The sequence below is a fragment of the Devosia sp. FKR38 genome, assembly GCF_005222805.1.
Lineage (GTDB): Bacteria > Pseudomonadota > Alphaproteobacteria > Rhizobiales > Devosiaceae > Devosia.
The window spans coordinates 2,098,288-2,113,409 of sequence record NZ_STGC01000005.1 but is presented as its reverse complement, the minus strand read 5'-3'; the positions used below and the strand labels follow the sequence as shown (position 1 = coordinate 2,113,409).

13 protein-coding genes are annotated in these 15,122 nt (G+C 59.2%); 5 read left to right on the top strand and 8 right to left on the bottom strand.

Translation table 11 applies throughout. The features are described from left to right. The first annotated feature begins 216 nt into the window (after positions 1-216). Complete coding sequence (locus E8M79_RS15145; RefSeq protein ID WP_248305071.1) at positions 217-906, top strand: hypothetical protein; 690 nt, start codon at positions 217-219, stop codon at positions 904-906. A 234-nt stretch (positions 907-1,140) separates the two neighbouring features. Here E8M79_RS15145 and E8M79_RS15140 read toward each other — a convergent pair whose 3' ends face one another. Both E8M79_RS15140 and E8M79_RS15135 read right to left on the bottom strand, forming a co-directional pair. After that, the gene (locus E8M79_RS15140; RefSeq protein ID WP_137152690.1) at positions 1,141-2,466 is read right to left on the bottom strand and encodes an MFS transporter; all 1,326 of its coding nucleotides are present in this window, start codon (positions 2,464-2,466) and stop codon (positions 1,141-1,143) included. Further along, on the bottom strand, positions 2,463-3,200 hold the full coding sequence (locus tag E8M79_RS15135) for an MBL fold metallo-hydrolase (RefSeq protein WP_137152689.1): 738 nt from the start codon (positions 3,198-3,200) through the stop codon (positions 2,463-2,465). Before E8M79_RS15135 ends, E8M79_RS15140 begins: the two co-directional genes overlap by 4 nt. A gap of 86 nt (positions 3,201-3,286) precedes the next feature. Here E8M79_RS15135 and E8M79_RS15130 point away from each other — a divergent pair, with 86 nt between their 5' ends. From E8M79_RS15130 to E8M79_RS15120, 3 genes are all read left to right on the top strand, one after another. Continuing rightward, positions 3,287-3,946, top strand: a complete 660-nt coding sequence (locus E8M79_RS15130) for a metalloregulator ArsR/SmtB family transcription factor (RefSeq protein ID WP_137152688.1) — start codon at positions 3,287-3,289, stop codon at positions 3,944-3,946. Positions 3,947-3,972: 26 nt separating this feature from the next. After that, the gene (locus E8M79_RS15125) at positions 3,973-5,157 is read left to right on the top strand and encodes an MFS transporter (protein WP_248305011.1); all 1,185 of its coding nucleotides are present in this window, start codon (positions 3,973-3,975) and stop codon (positions 5,155-5,157) included. A gap of 164 nt (positions 5,158-5,321) precedes the next feature. Beyond that, on the top strand, positions 5,322-5,939 hold the full coding sequence (locus E8M79_RS15120) for a hypothetical protein (protein ID WP_137152687.1): 618 nt from the start codon (positions 5,322-5,324) through the stop codon (positions 5,937-5,939). A 295-nt stretch (positions 5,940-6,234) separates the two neighbouring features. Here the strand turns inward: E8M79_RS15120 and E8M79_RS15115 are convergent, their stop codons facing one another. Next, on the bottom strand, positions 6,235-6,939 hold the full coding sequence (locus E8M79_RS15115) for a hypothetical protein (RefSeq protein ID WP_137152686.1): 705 nt from the start codon (positions 6,937-6,939) through the stop codon (positions 6,235-6,237). Positions 6,940-8,426: 1,487 nt separating this feature from the next. After that, positions 8,427-8,795 carry an XRE family transcriptional regulator gene (locus E8M79_RS15110; RefSeq protein WP_248305010.1) on the bottom strand — a complete coding sequence of 123 codons (369 nt, stop codon included), beginning with the start codon at positions 8,793-8,795 and terminating at the stop codon, positions 8,427-8,429. Positions 8,796-10,064: 1,269 nt separating this feature from the next. On the opposite strand from E8M79_RS15110, the gene E8M79_RS15105 reads away from it, so the two are divergent. Then, a complete protein-coding gene (locus E8M79_RS15105) occupies positions 10,065-10,553 on the top strand; it encodes a GNAT family N-acetyltransferase (protein ID WP_137152685.1) in 489 nt (162 codons plus the stop codon). A gap of 278 nt (positions 10,554-10,831) precedes the next feature. Here the strand turns inward: E8M79_RS15105 and E8M79_RS15100 are convergent, their stop codons facing one another. From E8M79_RS15100 to E8M79_RS15085, 4 genes are read right to left on the bottom strand one after another with little or no spacing between them, the layout of a single operon-like run. Further along, entirely contained in the window at positions 10,832-11,467 is a 636-nt protein-coding gene (locus E8M79_RS15100; protein WP_137152684.1) for a TetR/AcrR family transcriptional regulator, read from the bottom strand. Between the two features lie 48 nt (positions 11,468-11,515). Beyond that, positions 11,516-12,541: an MBL fold metallo-hydrolase gene (locus tag E8M79_RS15095; protein WP_137152683.1), complete on the bottom strand. Its 1,026-nt coding sequence runs from the start codon at positions 12,539-12,541 to the stop codon at positions 11,516-11,518. Next, positions 12,541-13,485 carry a MaoC family dehydratase N-terminal domain-containing protein gene (locus E8M79_RS15090; protein ID WP_137152682.1) on the bottom strand — a complete coding sequence of 315 codons (945 nt, stop codon included), beginning with the start codon at positions 13,483-13,485 and terminating at the stop codon, positions 12,541-12,543. The genes E8M79_RS15095 and E8M79_RS15090 overlap by 1 nt, the downstream gene beginning before the upstream one ends. Beyond that, on the bottom strand, positions 13,463-15,106 hold the full coding sequence (locus E8M79_RS15085) for an AMP-binding protein (RefSeq protein WP_137152681.1): 1,644 nt from the start codon (positions 15,104-15,106) through the stop codon (positions 13,463-13,465). The genes E8M79_RS15090 and E8M79_RS15085 overlap by 23 nt, the downstream gene beginning before the upstream one ends. Positions 15,107-15,122 lie beyond the last annotated feature (16 nt).

Sequence of the window (15,122 nt, the reverse complement as noted above, 5' to 3'; positions counted from 1 at the left end):
CGACGCGTAAGTGGCCACGCTGGACGGCAGCTTTTGGGAATTTGTCTTAGGCTAGTACACGGCCGATATGGGGCGAGTCCCAGCCCGTCGGCTGCCGACCCCATTGCGGTCGTTGGCGCTTCACACCGGTAGCGGCCGCTTCCGCCCAAAGCGGCCTTTCCTGACTTGGCACCTTTGTCATTGATATGCGCAAGGAGCGGCTTCATATTGAAGACCATGAACGTTGTCAGTCATCTGGCCAGCGCGATGCTCACCACAAGGCTTCCGGGCCGACCTATGGTGCTGGGCATCAACGGTGTAGATGGAAGTGGCAAAACAACCCTGGCCCGGGCTCTCGCAGCCGACCTGGCAGCTAGAGAGTTCCCGGTTTGCCTCATCAGCGTGGATGACTTTCACTATCCAAGGAGCATCCGAGCGCGACGGGGCGCACTATCGCCGGAAGGCTTTCGCTACGACGCGATAAACCTCGCTGCCTTGGCCGATAAAGCGCTTTCTCCAATAGCCCAGGCGAGGGAGTTCCCCGTCAGCATTGCCACGGCTGTGTGGAGTATAGACGCCGATGCGCCGGTCGATCGCCGCGCCGTGATATCAGCGGATACGATGGTGGTCGTCGAGGGGGTGTTCCTGTTCGACTGCCCTGTCTTGCCGTTGCTCGACCTCAAGGTCTATGTGCGTGCCGATTTTGAGACGACCCTCCAGAGGGTGCAGATCAGAGACTGTCACATTTTCGGTTCGGCAGATGCAGTCGTGCAAAGGTACCGAACGAAGTACATCCCAGGACAGCGAATCTATCTCCAAGAGGTGCAGCCCGAGCAACTGGCCGACATCGTTGTAGACAACGACGACTTTGAGCGGCCGCTGATCGTCAAGAACAGACTACAGGGAATGTCACCTTCTGGCGTTTAGCTGACACGCCTGCTTGATACCTGTCATTCCGCAACCCACCCCATTTGAGCCGTCTGCCGCACCTTTGAGGGACGGCAGCTTTCGGGAAATCGCCAAAGCTACCCGAGCGGCCGGAATGGGGCGCGTTGCCGACTGTCGGATGCCGATCCCATTACGGTCCTAGTGCGTGGCATTCTCAATGCCTGAAAGCGCCATCCGGTGAGGTCCCCACGGGCCACGGTATGAGCACCCGTGTTAAGCCTGATCTTCCGGGTTCAGCCGTGGATGGGTCTCTTCGCCAAATACCCACAAAACCAAGCCTGACACCATCATCGAAAGCGCCACGAACCAGAAGGTAGCCTCGAGAGCGCCGCTGAAATGGGCAACCAGGCCAAGCCCGAGCGCACCAATGCCATATCCAAGGTCACGCCAGAACCGATAGATACCAATGGCTGAGCCGCGCCAGCTGGGCGGGGCGATGTCGGCCACGGCTGCCGACAGATTGGGATAGAGCAGCGCCATGCCGAAACCGGAAATGGCGGCCGACGCGGCCCACCACCAAACGCCAGTGCCCATCACCACCATGGCGACGCCGAAACCCGAAATCCACATGCCAAGCACATTGGGCCAATGCCGGCCGACGTGATCGGAAAGTCGCCCGGTGAAGAGCTGTGAACCGCCCCAAGTGAAGCCATATGCGCCAACAATCCAGCCGATGGAGGCGAGGTCCATGCCCTTCTGGAACAGGAACACGGGAAAGATGACCCAGACCAACGCATCGACAAACTTCTCGACCAGCCCCGCTTGGCTGATCGCGGCCATGCGCCGGTCGCGCCAGGACATCAGCGTGAACACCTCCCAGGTCGTGGGGCTGTCGGAGATGTTGCGGGGATAGCGCGGACGATAGGCGCTGGTTTTGGCAGTGGCATGGGTGGCCGCCTCTGCCTTGGCCCATGGCAGTGTATCGCGAACCCAGACCAGGGTCAGCACCAGCGCAGTGATCACGACGGCGAGCCCAAAGATCAGCAGCCCCAGCCTGGCGCCAAGTCCCGTTGCAACGTAGCCTGTGACAATGCCCGCCACCGCCACGCCGACATAACCGGCAAATTCATTGAGGCCGATGGTCAGCCCTCGCTGGTCAGCCCGGGTGATGTCTAGCTTGGAGGTCTGGGTCATCGACCAGGCTAGGCCCTGATTGATCCCCAGCAGCACGGTTTCCGCGACGATCCAGTTCCAGTCGGGGGCGAAATAGATCATGAACGGGACAGGCAGGGCCGCGATCCAGCCGAGCAGCATCACGCGTTTCCGTCCAATTCGCTCGGACAGCCGACCGGCAACGAAATTCAGCACACCCTTGACCATGCCGAAAGCGACAATAAAGGCCGTCAGGAGGATGAAGGAGCCACGGGCCACGCCGAACTCGGCTTCGGCCAGGGCCGGTACGACGGTCCGCATCATGCCCAGGGCAAAGCCCACCAGCATGACCTGGAGCAGCTGATGGACGAACTGCGTCAGGTTCTCCCGAATGCCCCGCGTGAGCGTGCCCACATTGTCACCTGAAAACGCGGCACCATCGCTCATGCGACGATTTCCAGCCCGGCATTGCGGGCACGATTGCCAGCTGCTTCCGGCGGTGGTGGCGGGATGTCAGCGACCATTTTCGCCACGAACTCGTCCACGTCGGCAATGCGGAATGCCTTGTTGAAGCGCTTCTCGAACCCGATTGTCGAGGAGGGCTTGCCGCTGAGGCTGCGGCCACACACAGAGCCGGAAAAGGCGCCAGGCAGCACTTCGATATGGTCAGGCAGTGCCTTGAGACGTTCAACGCTGGCAAACAGCGCCCTGGCACCATCCTCGGCGCTGCTGGCAAGTTCGGTTCGCCCCATGTCGCCCACCATCAACGTATGGCCGGTCAGCACGAACCACGGCTCCTCGGCCCGGCTCCGATCGGTGACCAGGAGCGAGATGTGTTCAGGTGTATGGCCTGGCGTATGCATAACGGAGAGCAGGACATTGCCCAGCTCAAGAATGCTGCCGTCACTCACGTCATGAAACTCGAAATTCGCCTTGGCGCCCGCAAACAGGGTGTACTTGGCGCCGCTCGCTGCTGCCAGGGCACGCCCCGACGAGATATGGTCCGCATGGATATGCGTGTCGATCACATAGAGTATCTTCATCCCGGTGGCGGCAGCAGCTTCGAGATAGGGTTCAACAGGCCCAATGGGATCGACTACAGCCGCAGATGCCTTGCCGCCACAGCCCAGGAGGTAGGACGCACCTACGGGGTCGAAATGCAGGAACTGACGCAGGATCATGATGGAACTCCGATAAGACCAACCCTTGCGAGCCGGCCCAATTTGTTATATTCAATAATTCCATTGAATGATCGAGCGATGTTCCGATGTCAAGTCCTTCACCCAAGCTGGCCCTGTTCGAGCAGTTCGCCCTGGTCGCCAAGACGCTGGGCCACCCGCAACGGCTTGAGCTGATCGAGCAACTGGGCCAGGGGCCGCGCAGCGTCGATCTGCTGGCAGAAAAGCTCGGCTCGCCCATCGCCAATGTCTCGCAGCATTTGCAGACCATGCGCCGCGCCGGGCTGGTCGCAGCGGAGCGCCAGGGCAAGTACGTCGTCTATAGGCTGGCCGACGCCAGTGTCCTCATGGCCATTCAGGCAATCCAGCGGGTGGCAGAGAATAACCTGGCCGAAGTGAACAAAATCGTCCGAGGCTACTTCGAGCAGCGTGATAGCCTTGAGCCGATCACCCGCGAGGAGCTGTCTGGCCGCCTGCGCGACGGAATGGTCACCGTGCTCGACGTCCGCCCCGCCGACGAATTCGCTCTCGGCCATGTGCCCGGCGCGGTGAACGTACCGCTTGCCGAGCTCGACGCCCGCCTGTCCACACTCGACCCCTCAAGGGACATTGTCGCCTATTGCCGTGGAGCCTATTGCGTCATGTCCTTTGAAGCGGTGTCGCGCCTTCGCCTACAAGGCTTCAGGGCCCGGCGCCTTGAAGACGGAATGCCTGAATGGGCGGCAGCCGGCAATGCCGTAGCGTCATAACCACTCCGAACAGAGAAGAAGTAACCATGCAGCCCATGCACCGACAAGTCTTCCTGCTGGCGACGGCGCAGGCGCTGTTCCAGATCGTTTCAGTCTTGGTGATGACCATTGGCGGCCTGGCCGGAGCCCTACTGGCCCCATCGCCGGAATGGGCGACCGCACCGATCGCGGCCATGTTTCTAGGTACAGCGGTATCGACGGTTCCCGCTTCGATGTGGATGACACGCGTTGGTCGCAAGATCGGCTTCGTCACTGGAGCCAGCTTGGGTACCTTGGGCGGCCTGGTGGCTGCAGGCGGGATGATGACCTCGTCTATCACCCTGCTCTGCGTGGGCACCTTCTTGGCGGGGTGCTACCAGGGCTTCGCCCAATTCTATCGGTTCGCAGCCGGAGAAGTCGCTGATGACCGCTTCAGGCCGCGTGCCATCTCCCTGGTGCTTGCCGGTGGGGTGGTGGCCGCACTCGTCGGGCCGCTCCTGGCGCGGTGGGGCGGCGATCTCATGCAGCCCATGTACACGGCGTCCTTCCTGTTCCTGTCGGGTGCTTCGGCTCTAGCCATTGGCGTGCTGCTTGGCGTGAACGTCCCGCAGAGCGTAGACACCGCCGATGAGCGGGCCGCAGTACGGTCCCTCCGTGAAATCGTGCTGCAGCCGACCTATCTCGTCGCGCTCTTCGGCGCCGTCACCGGCTATGGCATCATGATCCTTGCCATGACGGCAACACCATTAGCCATGGTGCACCACCAGCACGACTTGGTGGCCACCTCGACCGTGATCCAGCTGCATGTGCTGGGCATGTTTCTCCCCTCATTCTTCACCGGTTCCCTCATCGCCCGTTTCGGCGTTCTGCAGGTCATGCTGGCCGGTATCTTGCTGCTGACCGGCCATGTGCTCTTCAGCCTGTCCGGCACCGGCTTTTATTCCTTCACGGCGGCCCTGATCCTCCTGGGTGTCGGCTGGAACTTCCTCTATATCGGCGGCACCAACCTGCTGACCCGGACCTACACGACTGCCGAGAAAGGCAAGGCGCAGGCTGCCAATGACCTCACCATCTTCCTGGTGGGTCTGGCATCGTCGCTCAGCGCCGGCGTTCTGCAGAACACCATTGGCTGGCAGGCCCTGAACATGTGGCTTCTGCCATGGCTTGCCACGGCGGCTGCAGCGATACTCTGGCTCAAGGTGTCACCGAAGGGAGCCGCAATCCGCGTTTAGGCTGCGGGCGGAGCGCGGACCAGTTTCCGTATGTGAATTATCATGAGGCGACACGTAGGGCTGGTTGCTTACCCTATCGCCAGAGCGCTAACCGTGCAGACGTTGTTGTTGCGCACCGTAGGCACATGGCCTAGCGCATAACAGGAACACTGGAGGGCGCAGACATGTTGGACAACTTCATTCTGAACACCGTGGCGCTTCGTCAGGCGACCTACAAAGGTCGTGATGCCATTGAGCTAACACTACCCGTTTCAGCAAACCAAGACCCGTCCCGCGAGACGTTAATCGACCGAGACTTCATGGCCTGGTCGCGTGACGTCGATTTCTCCGACGGTGTTATCGAGCTTTCGGTAGCCAGCGTGCTGGCGGACGATGCCCCTCCATATGCGAGAGGCTTCATAGGGATAGCCTTCCGCATCGACGAGCAGCAGCGCTTCGAGAGTATTTATCTTCGTCCGACAAATAGCCGCGTTGACGATCAGTTGCGCCGAAACCGATCCGTGCAGTATGTCGCCTATCCAGAGTACACATTCCCCCGGCTTCGAACCGAAGAGCCTGGCAAGTATGAGACCTACGTCGATATTCCAATGGATGATTGGATCAAACTGCGGCTGGAAATAGCTGGCTCGGCTGTTCGGCTCTTCGTCAACGGATCCAAGCAGCCTGTTTTCGTAGTGACCGATTTGAAACTTGGACCAGCGCAACGCGGAGGTATCGGGCTTTGGATCGAGGCAGGCACGGTGGGATATTTCGCCGACCTCATGATCACATCCGCCAAATAGGGACGTTCAACCCGGACGGCCTCGATGTGATGGCGTTGCAGCAGTCGATCCGAGCTCCTCCGTTGAGGTCAGGCTGCAAACTCCCACAGGCATGCGTTGTTGCCGCTGATTGCCGTTGCTTATCCGTGACTATGCCCATGGCGATGATGCAGGTCCGGATAATGCGGATGTTTATGCCGCATGGTCACCACCCTTGGGCGAGGGCCCCACGCCAATTCTGGGCCAGGATATCTTTGCGGCCAGCGCAATTGCACGCTCGCGGTGCGGAGTGTTGGCTCCATCGACCTCCGGCCATTCAGGGGGACAATGACTCTCCGCCGAGGCGGATGAGGAGGTTTTTGGCCCCAGCAGCAGTCCATATTTTTCCCTGCGGAGTGGGTATGTTTCGGCTGTTGAGTTCGCTTGCAAGGCGCGTTGGCGAGACTGGATCCTTAAGGCCAAGTGAGGCCTTGATGTCTGCGACAGTCTCTCTTAGCCTCTCGGCACGCTTGTCGGCGGCGCGACGAGCCCCTGCCGCGGCCTTACGCTGATTGCGAAGAGGTGGCGTTTGGGTTTCTGCGTTTAGTAGGCCCTTTCTGATCGAATTGCGGATTTGCTTGCCTCGAGCCGTGGCATTTGCCGCGAATATGGAGCGGATCTCATATCCCACTTCCCCGCCGGTCGCTGCGTTCTTGATCGTCACACCGGAGCTGAACAACTTGTGTATCGCATCATCAATTCTGTCCGGGTGCGTCCTTTCAAGTAGTGTCTGAAGATCAGCTACAACTAACGCGACTTCATTCGCCAGTGAAAAAGCGACGGCGTTCCTGAATTCCTCCGTCTCGGCGAAATGCCTATCGCGGTTTGTTAGTATGGAGTAAAAAGACTTGATTGGTGCAATTTTGTGTAATTTGTTGAAAGTCAGAAATAGAAGATACTGATGTTTCAGTGTTTCATTAATTTCTTCTTTTGATTGCGGCCTTCGCCTCACGTACATGAAGTAGTAGGCGACATAGTGCATAGGTCTTTCTCGCGGCTGACGCACATAGACGCGCGGCGTCAGAATCCCAACTCCGCTACGGCGATGGCGCAGATAGCACGCCTATAAGAGCACGCAATCCCCTCGCACTGTCGCCGCCGACGTCGTTCAAGGCACCTGCTGGAGGGTGGTTCTTGGGACAAGTGCAGACTTGAGGAAATAGTTAGCAAACTCAGCCCTGGAGCGCCCCGCGCATTGTTATAGGCATTTGATCGTCACCTTGAATTGAACGCAGTCGTCAACCGCTCGGCTCTAGCAAAATCGTCGATTGGACTTTGCCCGTTGAAGCGACTTTCAGAAGTGACCCGGAGGATAGGTTGCCAATTTGAGCCGGGGAGGGGGCGGCAATGCCTTCCAATGACAGGCCCTTCTAGGACTTCGAGTTGTATCGGCGGTCGCCCGCAGACCGACCTGTCCGCCTGGATGCCGCGTCGGCGGGACGTAGCCATACCTAGCCGAGTCAAACCTTGGGAAATCGCGATCGAACCGGAGCTCCTTATACATAATCACAACATGTGTTGTAATTTTATATGAAGCTCGCGCTTGAGGTTGAACCGGAGTGAGCGAAATCCCGTCCTCGTTTCCTAATATATATAATCTTGAAGATATATCTTATTAGGAAAAACGGAATTTGCATCCCGTCCTCATCGCTCTCTCCGGCAAGTACGAAACTCGAGCGTTTTCACAGGGTCGCATTTGCGCGACCAAGGCACCAAATTTGTTCCGGCATATTAAGTTTCGGCCCGGTTGGAATGCGAGGACGAGAGACCGAACTACGGCATGGCTTCCGGACAGTTGAGTAGGATTGTTTCGAGGGCTTTGCCAGCAGAGTTGGAGCTTGGGCATGGCGTCGCCGGTAGCAGAACCAGCAAAGCCCCGGTGAAAGTGCCGGTTACGAGTAGCCCTGGCGCCGTGTGGAAGGTTTGAACGACGCGCCTGTTCCGTCCATATGACCCTCTCCGGCACTATCTCTGCTTTCACACCTCCAATGCACTGGCACGAGATGAACTCGGCCAAATCCGGCTCAACGTGAGCCGTCATTCTCTTCGCGGTTCGTCCAGCCGGGGTCTCCAACGGCAGTCTGCTGACAAGTATTCGAGTCACGCCAGGCTTGTATATGTCTGGGGTCGACAGGGGCGCTTGCTGGCAAGAGTTTGTATACTTTTTGAGAGAATGTGCGCTGAGTTAGCCCGCACACGCCAGTGAGCTCCTAAAGAGGTTTCCGGTCGAGCCGAAGCATGCCTTTGCCTCTACGCAACGTGCCGACCAATTCCGAAAAAAGCGAAAATTGGGTCAGAAAATGAGCGCAAAGGTAAAAGCTTGGAGCCATCACCGCAAAATTCGATGCGGTGCTCGCCGGTGTGCGCATCTATCGCGTGTCATTGTAGCCCGTTTTGTCCGGGGGGTGTAAGCTCCAACGCAAGAGCGTTTGCGGTGAAGTTTACACTGCAACTCCAGCAGCGGTAAAACTAGCGACCGAAGATAGCTCTGAGGGCTGAGCGCGACCTGGTGGTCACTGCCGGATCTGAGTTTGATGAAGCAGCCCTGATCTCCTCTAGCCAGGCAAGTTCGTTCCGAGTTACAACCGTTCCGATGACGGCTTCAAAGGCCCTCATCGCAGCATCTTCAGCAGACTGTTGCAACGCCATTAGCAGTAGTCTGCGCGGATCCACGCTGAGCGCTGCGGCCAGAGCCGGAACGCGATCGAGTGGCAGTCTTGCCGAGCCGTTCTTTACCAGCGCCAGCATTGAAGGATTGATGAAGCCGGCTTCTATTGCGATTTCAGCCTGTGACTTGTCTTTTTGGAGCTCAAGGATGCGTTTCTGGAGGAATTTCACTAACGCAGTATCTTCGAATGGTCGCTTAGCCAATCTGATGCACTCATCTATGTTGCTGATGAGTGTCATATAGCGACGAGATATAGGGTCTGATTGATCATACGTAGGTTTGCGCTACCCTAAGGGCTGCGCGGGCTTCGCCCTTGCGGACGCCTGAGGCGTCCCTTCTTGTGTGTGCAATTTTCATAGGGAACAACTACAGCGGGATGGGCCCACTGCATTCTGGCGGTTCGCTCTGGCGCAGGCTACTAGCTATCCCCGCTTCGCGGGCAATAGCATCATGTCGGTTCAGACACGACGTCGCGGTTCCTGAGATCAGGGCCGCCAAAAACTGTCCGGCGGCACCCAATGATCATAATTTAGCACATCTGTCAGGGACTTGCTAGCATAGCGTGCCGCACCTGTTTCGTCGAACACGGACTTAATATCGACGTTTCCAGACGGAACCAGACGTCTCCAGACTGGATCAGCGCGCTTCATGAAAGTGTCCACTTGCCTTTGGTGCTCCACGCCATGGGCATTGAAGAACTTCACCAGTCCATGCCAATGAAGGTTCACCCTGGGCTTCTCCAAGATGTAGCAACAGTACATCCGATAGTCGTGGCTCTTCGCCCAGTCTCTGCCAATCAAGGTACTTTGAAGCCGAGCGTCCCAGGCCTTCAGCTTGGCTTTCGAGTTGATAATCTGGGCATCTAGCCTTCTAGGGGAGCTTGCTGGTGCCTGATTGAACGTTAGCGTTACAAACAGGTCCCAATCCCATTGGGAAACCCACTCGACCCAATCTTTTGCAAGTTTCTCTGGTTCGAGTAAGGGTGAGCAAGTGAAGTGATTTGTGACCATTCGGGTGGATAACTAGATTCGCTATTAGGCTGACAAGCTCGAATTAACGCATTTCCAAAGCTTGTCGAAGCCGCCTTGCGGCAATTAATAGTGGAAGGGGTATCTCCACCTTATCTCCACTAAAACACCCAGAACATTTGTGAACGGTGCTTTTCTAGAAGAACAGAAAATCCCAGTTTTGCTGGGCTTTCGGCAGAACTCTGCCCGCTCATAACGGTCTGGTTCCAGGTTCGAGTCCTGGTGGGCCCACCATATTCCTTTGAAAATAAGCATGACAGGCTGTCGTTGCGAGCACGGGGCAGTACGAGGGTTGCCCGGAGCACCGCTTTCGTACTGACGCGCCGATCCGCGACGTCATTCGCTCGCATTGATTAGTGGCTAAAGCCCGCGGACCGTTCCTGGTACGACGCAGTTTTTTGGCGGGATTCCATGACGTCTTCCATAGCCAGCATTACCCCCGCCGATCTCGATGATATTGTGGTCATGGCCGGTGAACTCAGCCTGCACGAGGGCGATCCTGTCCCGGACGTGAGTGCAAGCGATCTTGCCGAGGTGATGTTCTCCTCGCACCCTCTCCTCTTTGGATCGATCGCGCATGTTGATCAAATGCCTGCCGGCTACGCGCTTTGGACCGTTGGGTACACCATGCAGTACGGAAAGAGCCTGCTGGAAATCGTGGACCTCTACGTGCGTCCTGATGTCCGTCGCAAAGGCATAGGGCGTGCGCTCATGCGGACCATGGCGCACGTTGCGCAAGGCCGCGGCTACCGCTTCCTGACGGTCAAGACCTTCAACGGCAATGCTGAGGCAAACGCGTTCTATCGCGCTTGCGGTGGCATGTTGGACCAGACCAATGTCTATGGCTTTGGCCTCAAGGCCATGGCTGGGTTGCGATCAGAGGCATGTGACGACCTCTGAGGCTACCGAAGAGGTGGCCACAGCCCGACGCGTTAGCTGATCCGGGAAACGTCTAGACAGAGTCGATAGTCCGCCATCAGGAATCATCTTGGCGACGACAACTAGGCCGAAAGGCGCCCCATTCTGGACGTTCAACAGGCCAGCGCAGGTTCTCCAATACGGACACCCCCGCCAGGCTCGGAGCGACGATTAGCTGGGGAGAAGACTGGCCTTTGCCTGAAGATGTGCCGCGAGTGCAGGGCGTCTTGTTGGCCCCATGCGAGACCAGGTCTGGACCCTCAAGCTTCCGGGGTGAAGAGGGCCCTCAGTAGCATCCCGGCGATGACGTCCTCGAACCCCGGCCCGAAGAACGCGACATCCTGCAGGCTTGTATGGGTGGTGTATTTGTTCATCAGGATGGCGGCTGAAATGAACTCAGCGGCTCGGTGGTCCTTGGCCTCGACCGATAGGCTTCCGACAGACTGGCGGATCAGGCGCTTTCCCAGCCTTTTCAGGAAGGTGCTATACTCCACCGCGAATGTCGGCTCCGCCAATGTCGCTTCGCTGAGCACATAATTGACGAGCTTGAGGTCCTCTTTTCCGCTCAGGGTGAGGAACTCCTTGACCCATTGCTGCACCGCGGCCCGCGACGCCGGCTTGAGCGAGATCAGGCGATCGAATTCGGCAACAAAGCCGGGCGCTTGCCGCCGCCCGATGGCGATGGCCACGTCGATCTTGTCCTTGAAGTGCAGGTAGAAGGTCGTCCGGTTCACATGGGCCCGCTTGACGATCTTGTCGATGGTCGTGCTGCGAAACCCCAGCTGCTGGAATAGCACAAACGCTGCATCAATGATCCGCTGGCGCGTCAGCTCTTTTTGCGCCTCGCGGATCGAGGTCGTTGGGGCAGCGTCATAAAGTGGGCTGTCTGAGGACAAGAACTCTACTCATCGCGTTCTGGGCTGACTTTTGGATAGGCCATCTCATCAGCATCGGCAATACTGAAGGGCGCCGGATGCATCGCTCTGATCGGCGACGATTTTCCCCTCTGCAACCAGATAGTGCAGATAGGCCAATATCTCGGAGTGAACCTGGACTTTTCCGAGGTTGGACAGAGCGGTGAGAGGAATATTGCGATGCCGCAGGGCTGCGGCGATCGCTGTCGCGGTCAGCGGCCCCGCCGACAGGATCCCGGCGATCCTGTCCATCTGTGCGCTGTGGTAAGCGACGGTCTCGTCCAGGCGCGCGTTCGGCGTCGGCAAAGGCGCGCCGTGTCCGCTGAGGCAGAGCTTGGCCTCGAGCGCGCGCAACCGCCCGAGCGTTGCCAGATAGTCGCCCATCGGATTGTCGGAGGTGCCCGGCATGACGACAATGGGCGGAAAGCCGTTGGAAATGACGGTGTCGCCAGCAAAAAGCGTCCTTGTCCCTGCATGCCAGATGCAGATGTGGCCGTGGCAATGACCCGGGGTGAGGATCGCCTGGAATGTCTCGCCGGCAAAGCAGAGCGGTTCGCCTGCAACGAGCGGACGAAAGTCCGGCGGCACGGCGATCCGGCTATGACTGCCAAAGGGATTGGGAAAGGTCGCGCCCTCGGCAAATGCTAAGCCCATGCGCCTGAACTGGGCGGCGAATGCGCTCTCGCCGCCCGCCGATACCAGGCCTCGCGCAAACTGGAACTCCGACAGCGCTTCGGGGTGCATGGCCGGAACGCAGCCAGACCGCTCGAAAAGATGCCGGGCCTGCCCCAGGTGATCGGGATGGGCGTGGGTGATCCACACTGACCTCAGGGCAGACCAGCCCAGGCCCAGGCCCGTCACGCAATCGTCCCACACCTGCGCGCCGGCGGGGCCGGGCCAGCCGCAGTCGATCACCGCCCAGGCTGCCCCATGCCTCAGGATATAGGCATTGGCCACCATGCCCCAGCGCGCAGGTGGATGCTCGACCCGATAGACATCGAGTTCTCCCAGCCGGGTGACCAGCGTGACCGAAGGGTCTGACCCTGCATGCGCCATCACGCCTCCGGCTTGGACGCCGACGGGGCCCTCTCGCCCGATGCTGCAGCGCTGGCAAAACTTGCGGTCGCCCTGAGATGCTCCCCGCGGCCGGTCATCGCCCGAATGTCGAGCGCCCGGTCCGCGCCCTGGTGTCCGGAGAACGAGAGCCTGTCGCCAGGCACGCAGGGCGTGCCCAGTTTCATGGCGATGCGGGTCAACTGCTGGTCGGGCGCTGCGGTCTCGGTCAGGTAGCGATAGACCAGCCCAAGGCTGGTCGCGCTGTTCATGATGATATCTGGCAAGCCCTGCGACCGGGCGAGATCCCGATCATGATGGACCAGTTCGAAATCGTTGAACGCCAGGGCGCCCGCGATCACCGTTGTTGCGTTGACCGCAATGTCGAGCGGCGCAAGCGTGTCCACCGGGCGCGCGGTCGCCATTGTGGGGGGCGTAGCCCCTGTGCTCTTGGGCCGGGGGGACGGCGGCGCGCCGGGCCGGAAGAACAGGCAGCGGATGCGCAGTTGTCCGAGCAGGCCGCCGTCCGCGTTCACGAACTCATGCAGTTCGGTGGCGAAGTAGCCGACGCCGAGCGGCGTCTGCTTCTCCTCCGAAATGTCCTCCAGCCGGATGCGGGTGGTAAGCATGTCGCCGATCCGGGCAGCCCGAAACTGCTCGAGCTCGTAATTGGTGGCGACGATGGCCGGATACCCCGCCGCCGTCAGTTCGGACCGCAGGCGCTGGTTCACCGACATCGGGCTGCGGGTCGTCTCCCAAACGGTCCAGAAATGCAGCATTGCCATCGGTGCCTCGACCCTTTGCGGGTCGAGGTAAGGCTGGTAGTCCAGGCCGATCGCCGAACACCAGCGCCGAATGGCGCCGCGATCAACCGGCAGTTCGGCCCGTGCCACGAAGGGCGCGATTTGGCTCTTCAGGCGCTCTTCAATTGCCGAGTTGTTTGACATTGGGCCTGATCCTTTTGATCTGGATGTCGGAGAGCTTGCGATCCCACGTGTTTGGCGTCACGCCCTGCTCCCTGAGCTTGAACTTCTGGGCGCGGCCGCTGCCGGTGCGTTCGATGAACTCGCGAAACTCGATGTAGCGCGGGACGGCAAAGCTGGGCACCCGGTCGATTGACCAGCGGCAGATCGCCTCTTCGGTGACCTTGGCGCCCGGCTTGAGCACGATCGTTGCCTTGATCTCGTCTTCCGCCGCATCCGATTTCACGGCGTGGACAACCACCTCTGCGACGTCTTCATGACCCATGAAGGCATTCTCGAGCTCGAAACTGGAGATGTTCTCGCCGCCGTAACGCAGGCAGTCCTTCTTGCGATCGATGAAATAGAAGCGGCCATCTTCGTCGAACTTGCCGATGTCGCCGGTGTGGAACCACATCTCGTCAAAGGCTTCCAGCGTCGCCTCGGCGCGGGACCAGTAGCCCTTGAACATGACGTCCGGCTTGAGCGGCCGCACCCACACCTCGCCGATGACGCCAACAGGACATTCGTCGCCATTGTCGTCGAAGATGCGCACATCGACATCGGGCGCGCACTTGCCAGACGATCCGTCCGGACCGGGCTGGTCCACCGGAAAGCAGGTGATGGGAAAACACTCCGATGAACCATAGGCCGGCGAAGCCACCAGCTTGATCCCGTAGCGGCGCCGCCAGGTTTCCACCAGCGTCTCCGGCAGCGGTGTCCCGAACAGCACCTTGACCTGCCCGCGGCACCGTTTCTCAGCCTCGGTCTCGGGCATCTGCGGAATGATTGTCAGCATGACGCTCAGCATCAGGATATGGGTGGCTTGGCTGCGTTCGATTTCCTCCCAAAAGCCATTCGGCGTGAACCGGGGGTAGATCGACATCGTGCCGGCGATGCCGAGCGTGCCAATCAGGCCCGCCACACCGGCAGCGATATGGAACAGCGGGGCAGGGGTCCAGAGAATGTCGTCCGGCCCCTGCAGCGCCATCCAGGCATTGGCCTTGCCGCCATTGTACACCGAGTTATGCGGCAGAACGCACCCCTTGGAGGGGCCTGTCGTTCCAGAGGTGTAGATGATCACGGACGCATCCCTTGGCGAGACTTCGACGCCGAGCGGCGCTGAATCATCCAGCATGAGCGCGTCGATGGTATGCAGGTGCAGCAAGCTCATGCCTGGCTCCTGCCGCTTGGGCGTCACCAGCGAATGCACATCCGACAATGCATGTTCAATCGCAAAGATATGGTCGCAATAGTGGTTTTCGGCGATGATCACCGACGCTGACGCATCATGGATCTGGTGGCGCAGAAACTCCCCCTTCAGTTGCGTATTCATCGGCACAAAGATGGCGCCGAGCTTGTTGACGGCAAACCAGGTCAGCACAAAGTTGATGGTGTTATCGAGTATGCCGATAACCCGGTCGCCTTTGTTCACCCCCAGCCCGCGCAAGCCATGCGCGAGCCGGTTGGAATCCCGTTCAACGGTGGCGTAGGTGAATTTGTCGCCGGCAAAATCCACAAAGACCTTGTTCGGCGATTTCTCCAGAGCGTCTGCCAGAAGATCCAGCAGCGTCCTCTGACCATCATGCCTCCACATGACTCCCCCCATTTCGTTCCCCCCTCTT

Coding starts and splice junctions, on each gene's coding strand:
- E8M79_RS15145 (WP_248305071.1), top strand. CDS start 217: ATGAACGTTGTCAGTCATCTGGCCAGCGCGATGCTCACCACAAGGCTT.
- E8M79_RS15140 (WP_137152690.1), bottom strand. CDS start 2,466: ATGAGCGATGGTGCCGCGTTTTCAGGTGACAATGTGGGCACGCTCACG.
- E8M79_RS15135 (WP_137152689.1), bottom strand. CDS start 3,200: ATGATCCTGCGTCAGTTCCTGCATTTCGACCCCGTAGGTGCGTCCTAC.
- E8M79_RS15130 (WP_137152688.1), top strand. CDS start 3,287: ATGTCAAGTCCTTCACCCAAGCTGGCCCTGTTCGAGCAGTTCGCCCTG.
- E8M79_RS15125 (WP_248305011.1), top strand. CDS start 3,973: ATGCAGCCCATGCACCGACAAGTCTTCCTGCTGGCGACGGCGCAGGCG.
- E8M79_RS15120 (WP_137152687.1), top strand. CDS start 5,322: ATGTTGGACAACTTCATTCTGAACACCGTGGCGCTTCGTCAGGCGACC.
- E8M79_RS15115 (WP_137152686.1), bottom strand. CDS start 6,939: ATGCACTATGTCGCCTACTACTTCATGTACGTGAGGCGAAGGCCGCAA.
- E8M79_RS15105 (WP_137152685.1), top strand. CDS start 10,065: ATGACGTCTTCCATAGCCAGCATTACCCCCGCCGATCTCGATGATATT.
- E8M79_RS15095 (WP_137152683.1), bottom strand. CDS start 12,541: ATGGCGCATGCAGGGTCAGACCCTTCGGTCACGCTGGTCACCCGGCTG.
- E8M79_RS15090 (WP_137152682.1), bottom strand. CDS start 13,485: ATGTCAAACAACTCGGCAATTGAAGAGCGCCTGAAGAGCCAAATCGCG.
- E8M79_RS15085 (WP_137152681.1), bottom strand. CDS start 15,106: ATGGGGGGAGTCATGTGGAGGCATGATGGTCAGAGGACGCTGCTGGAT.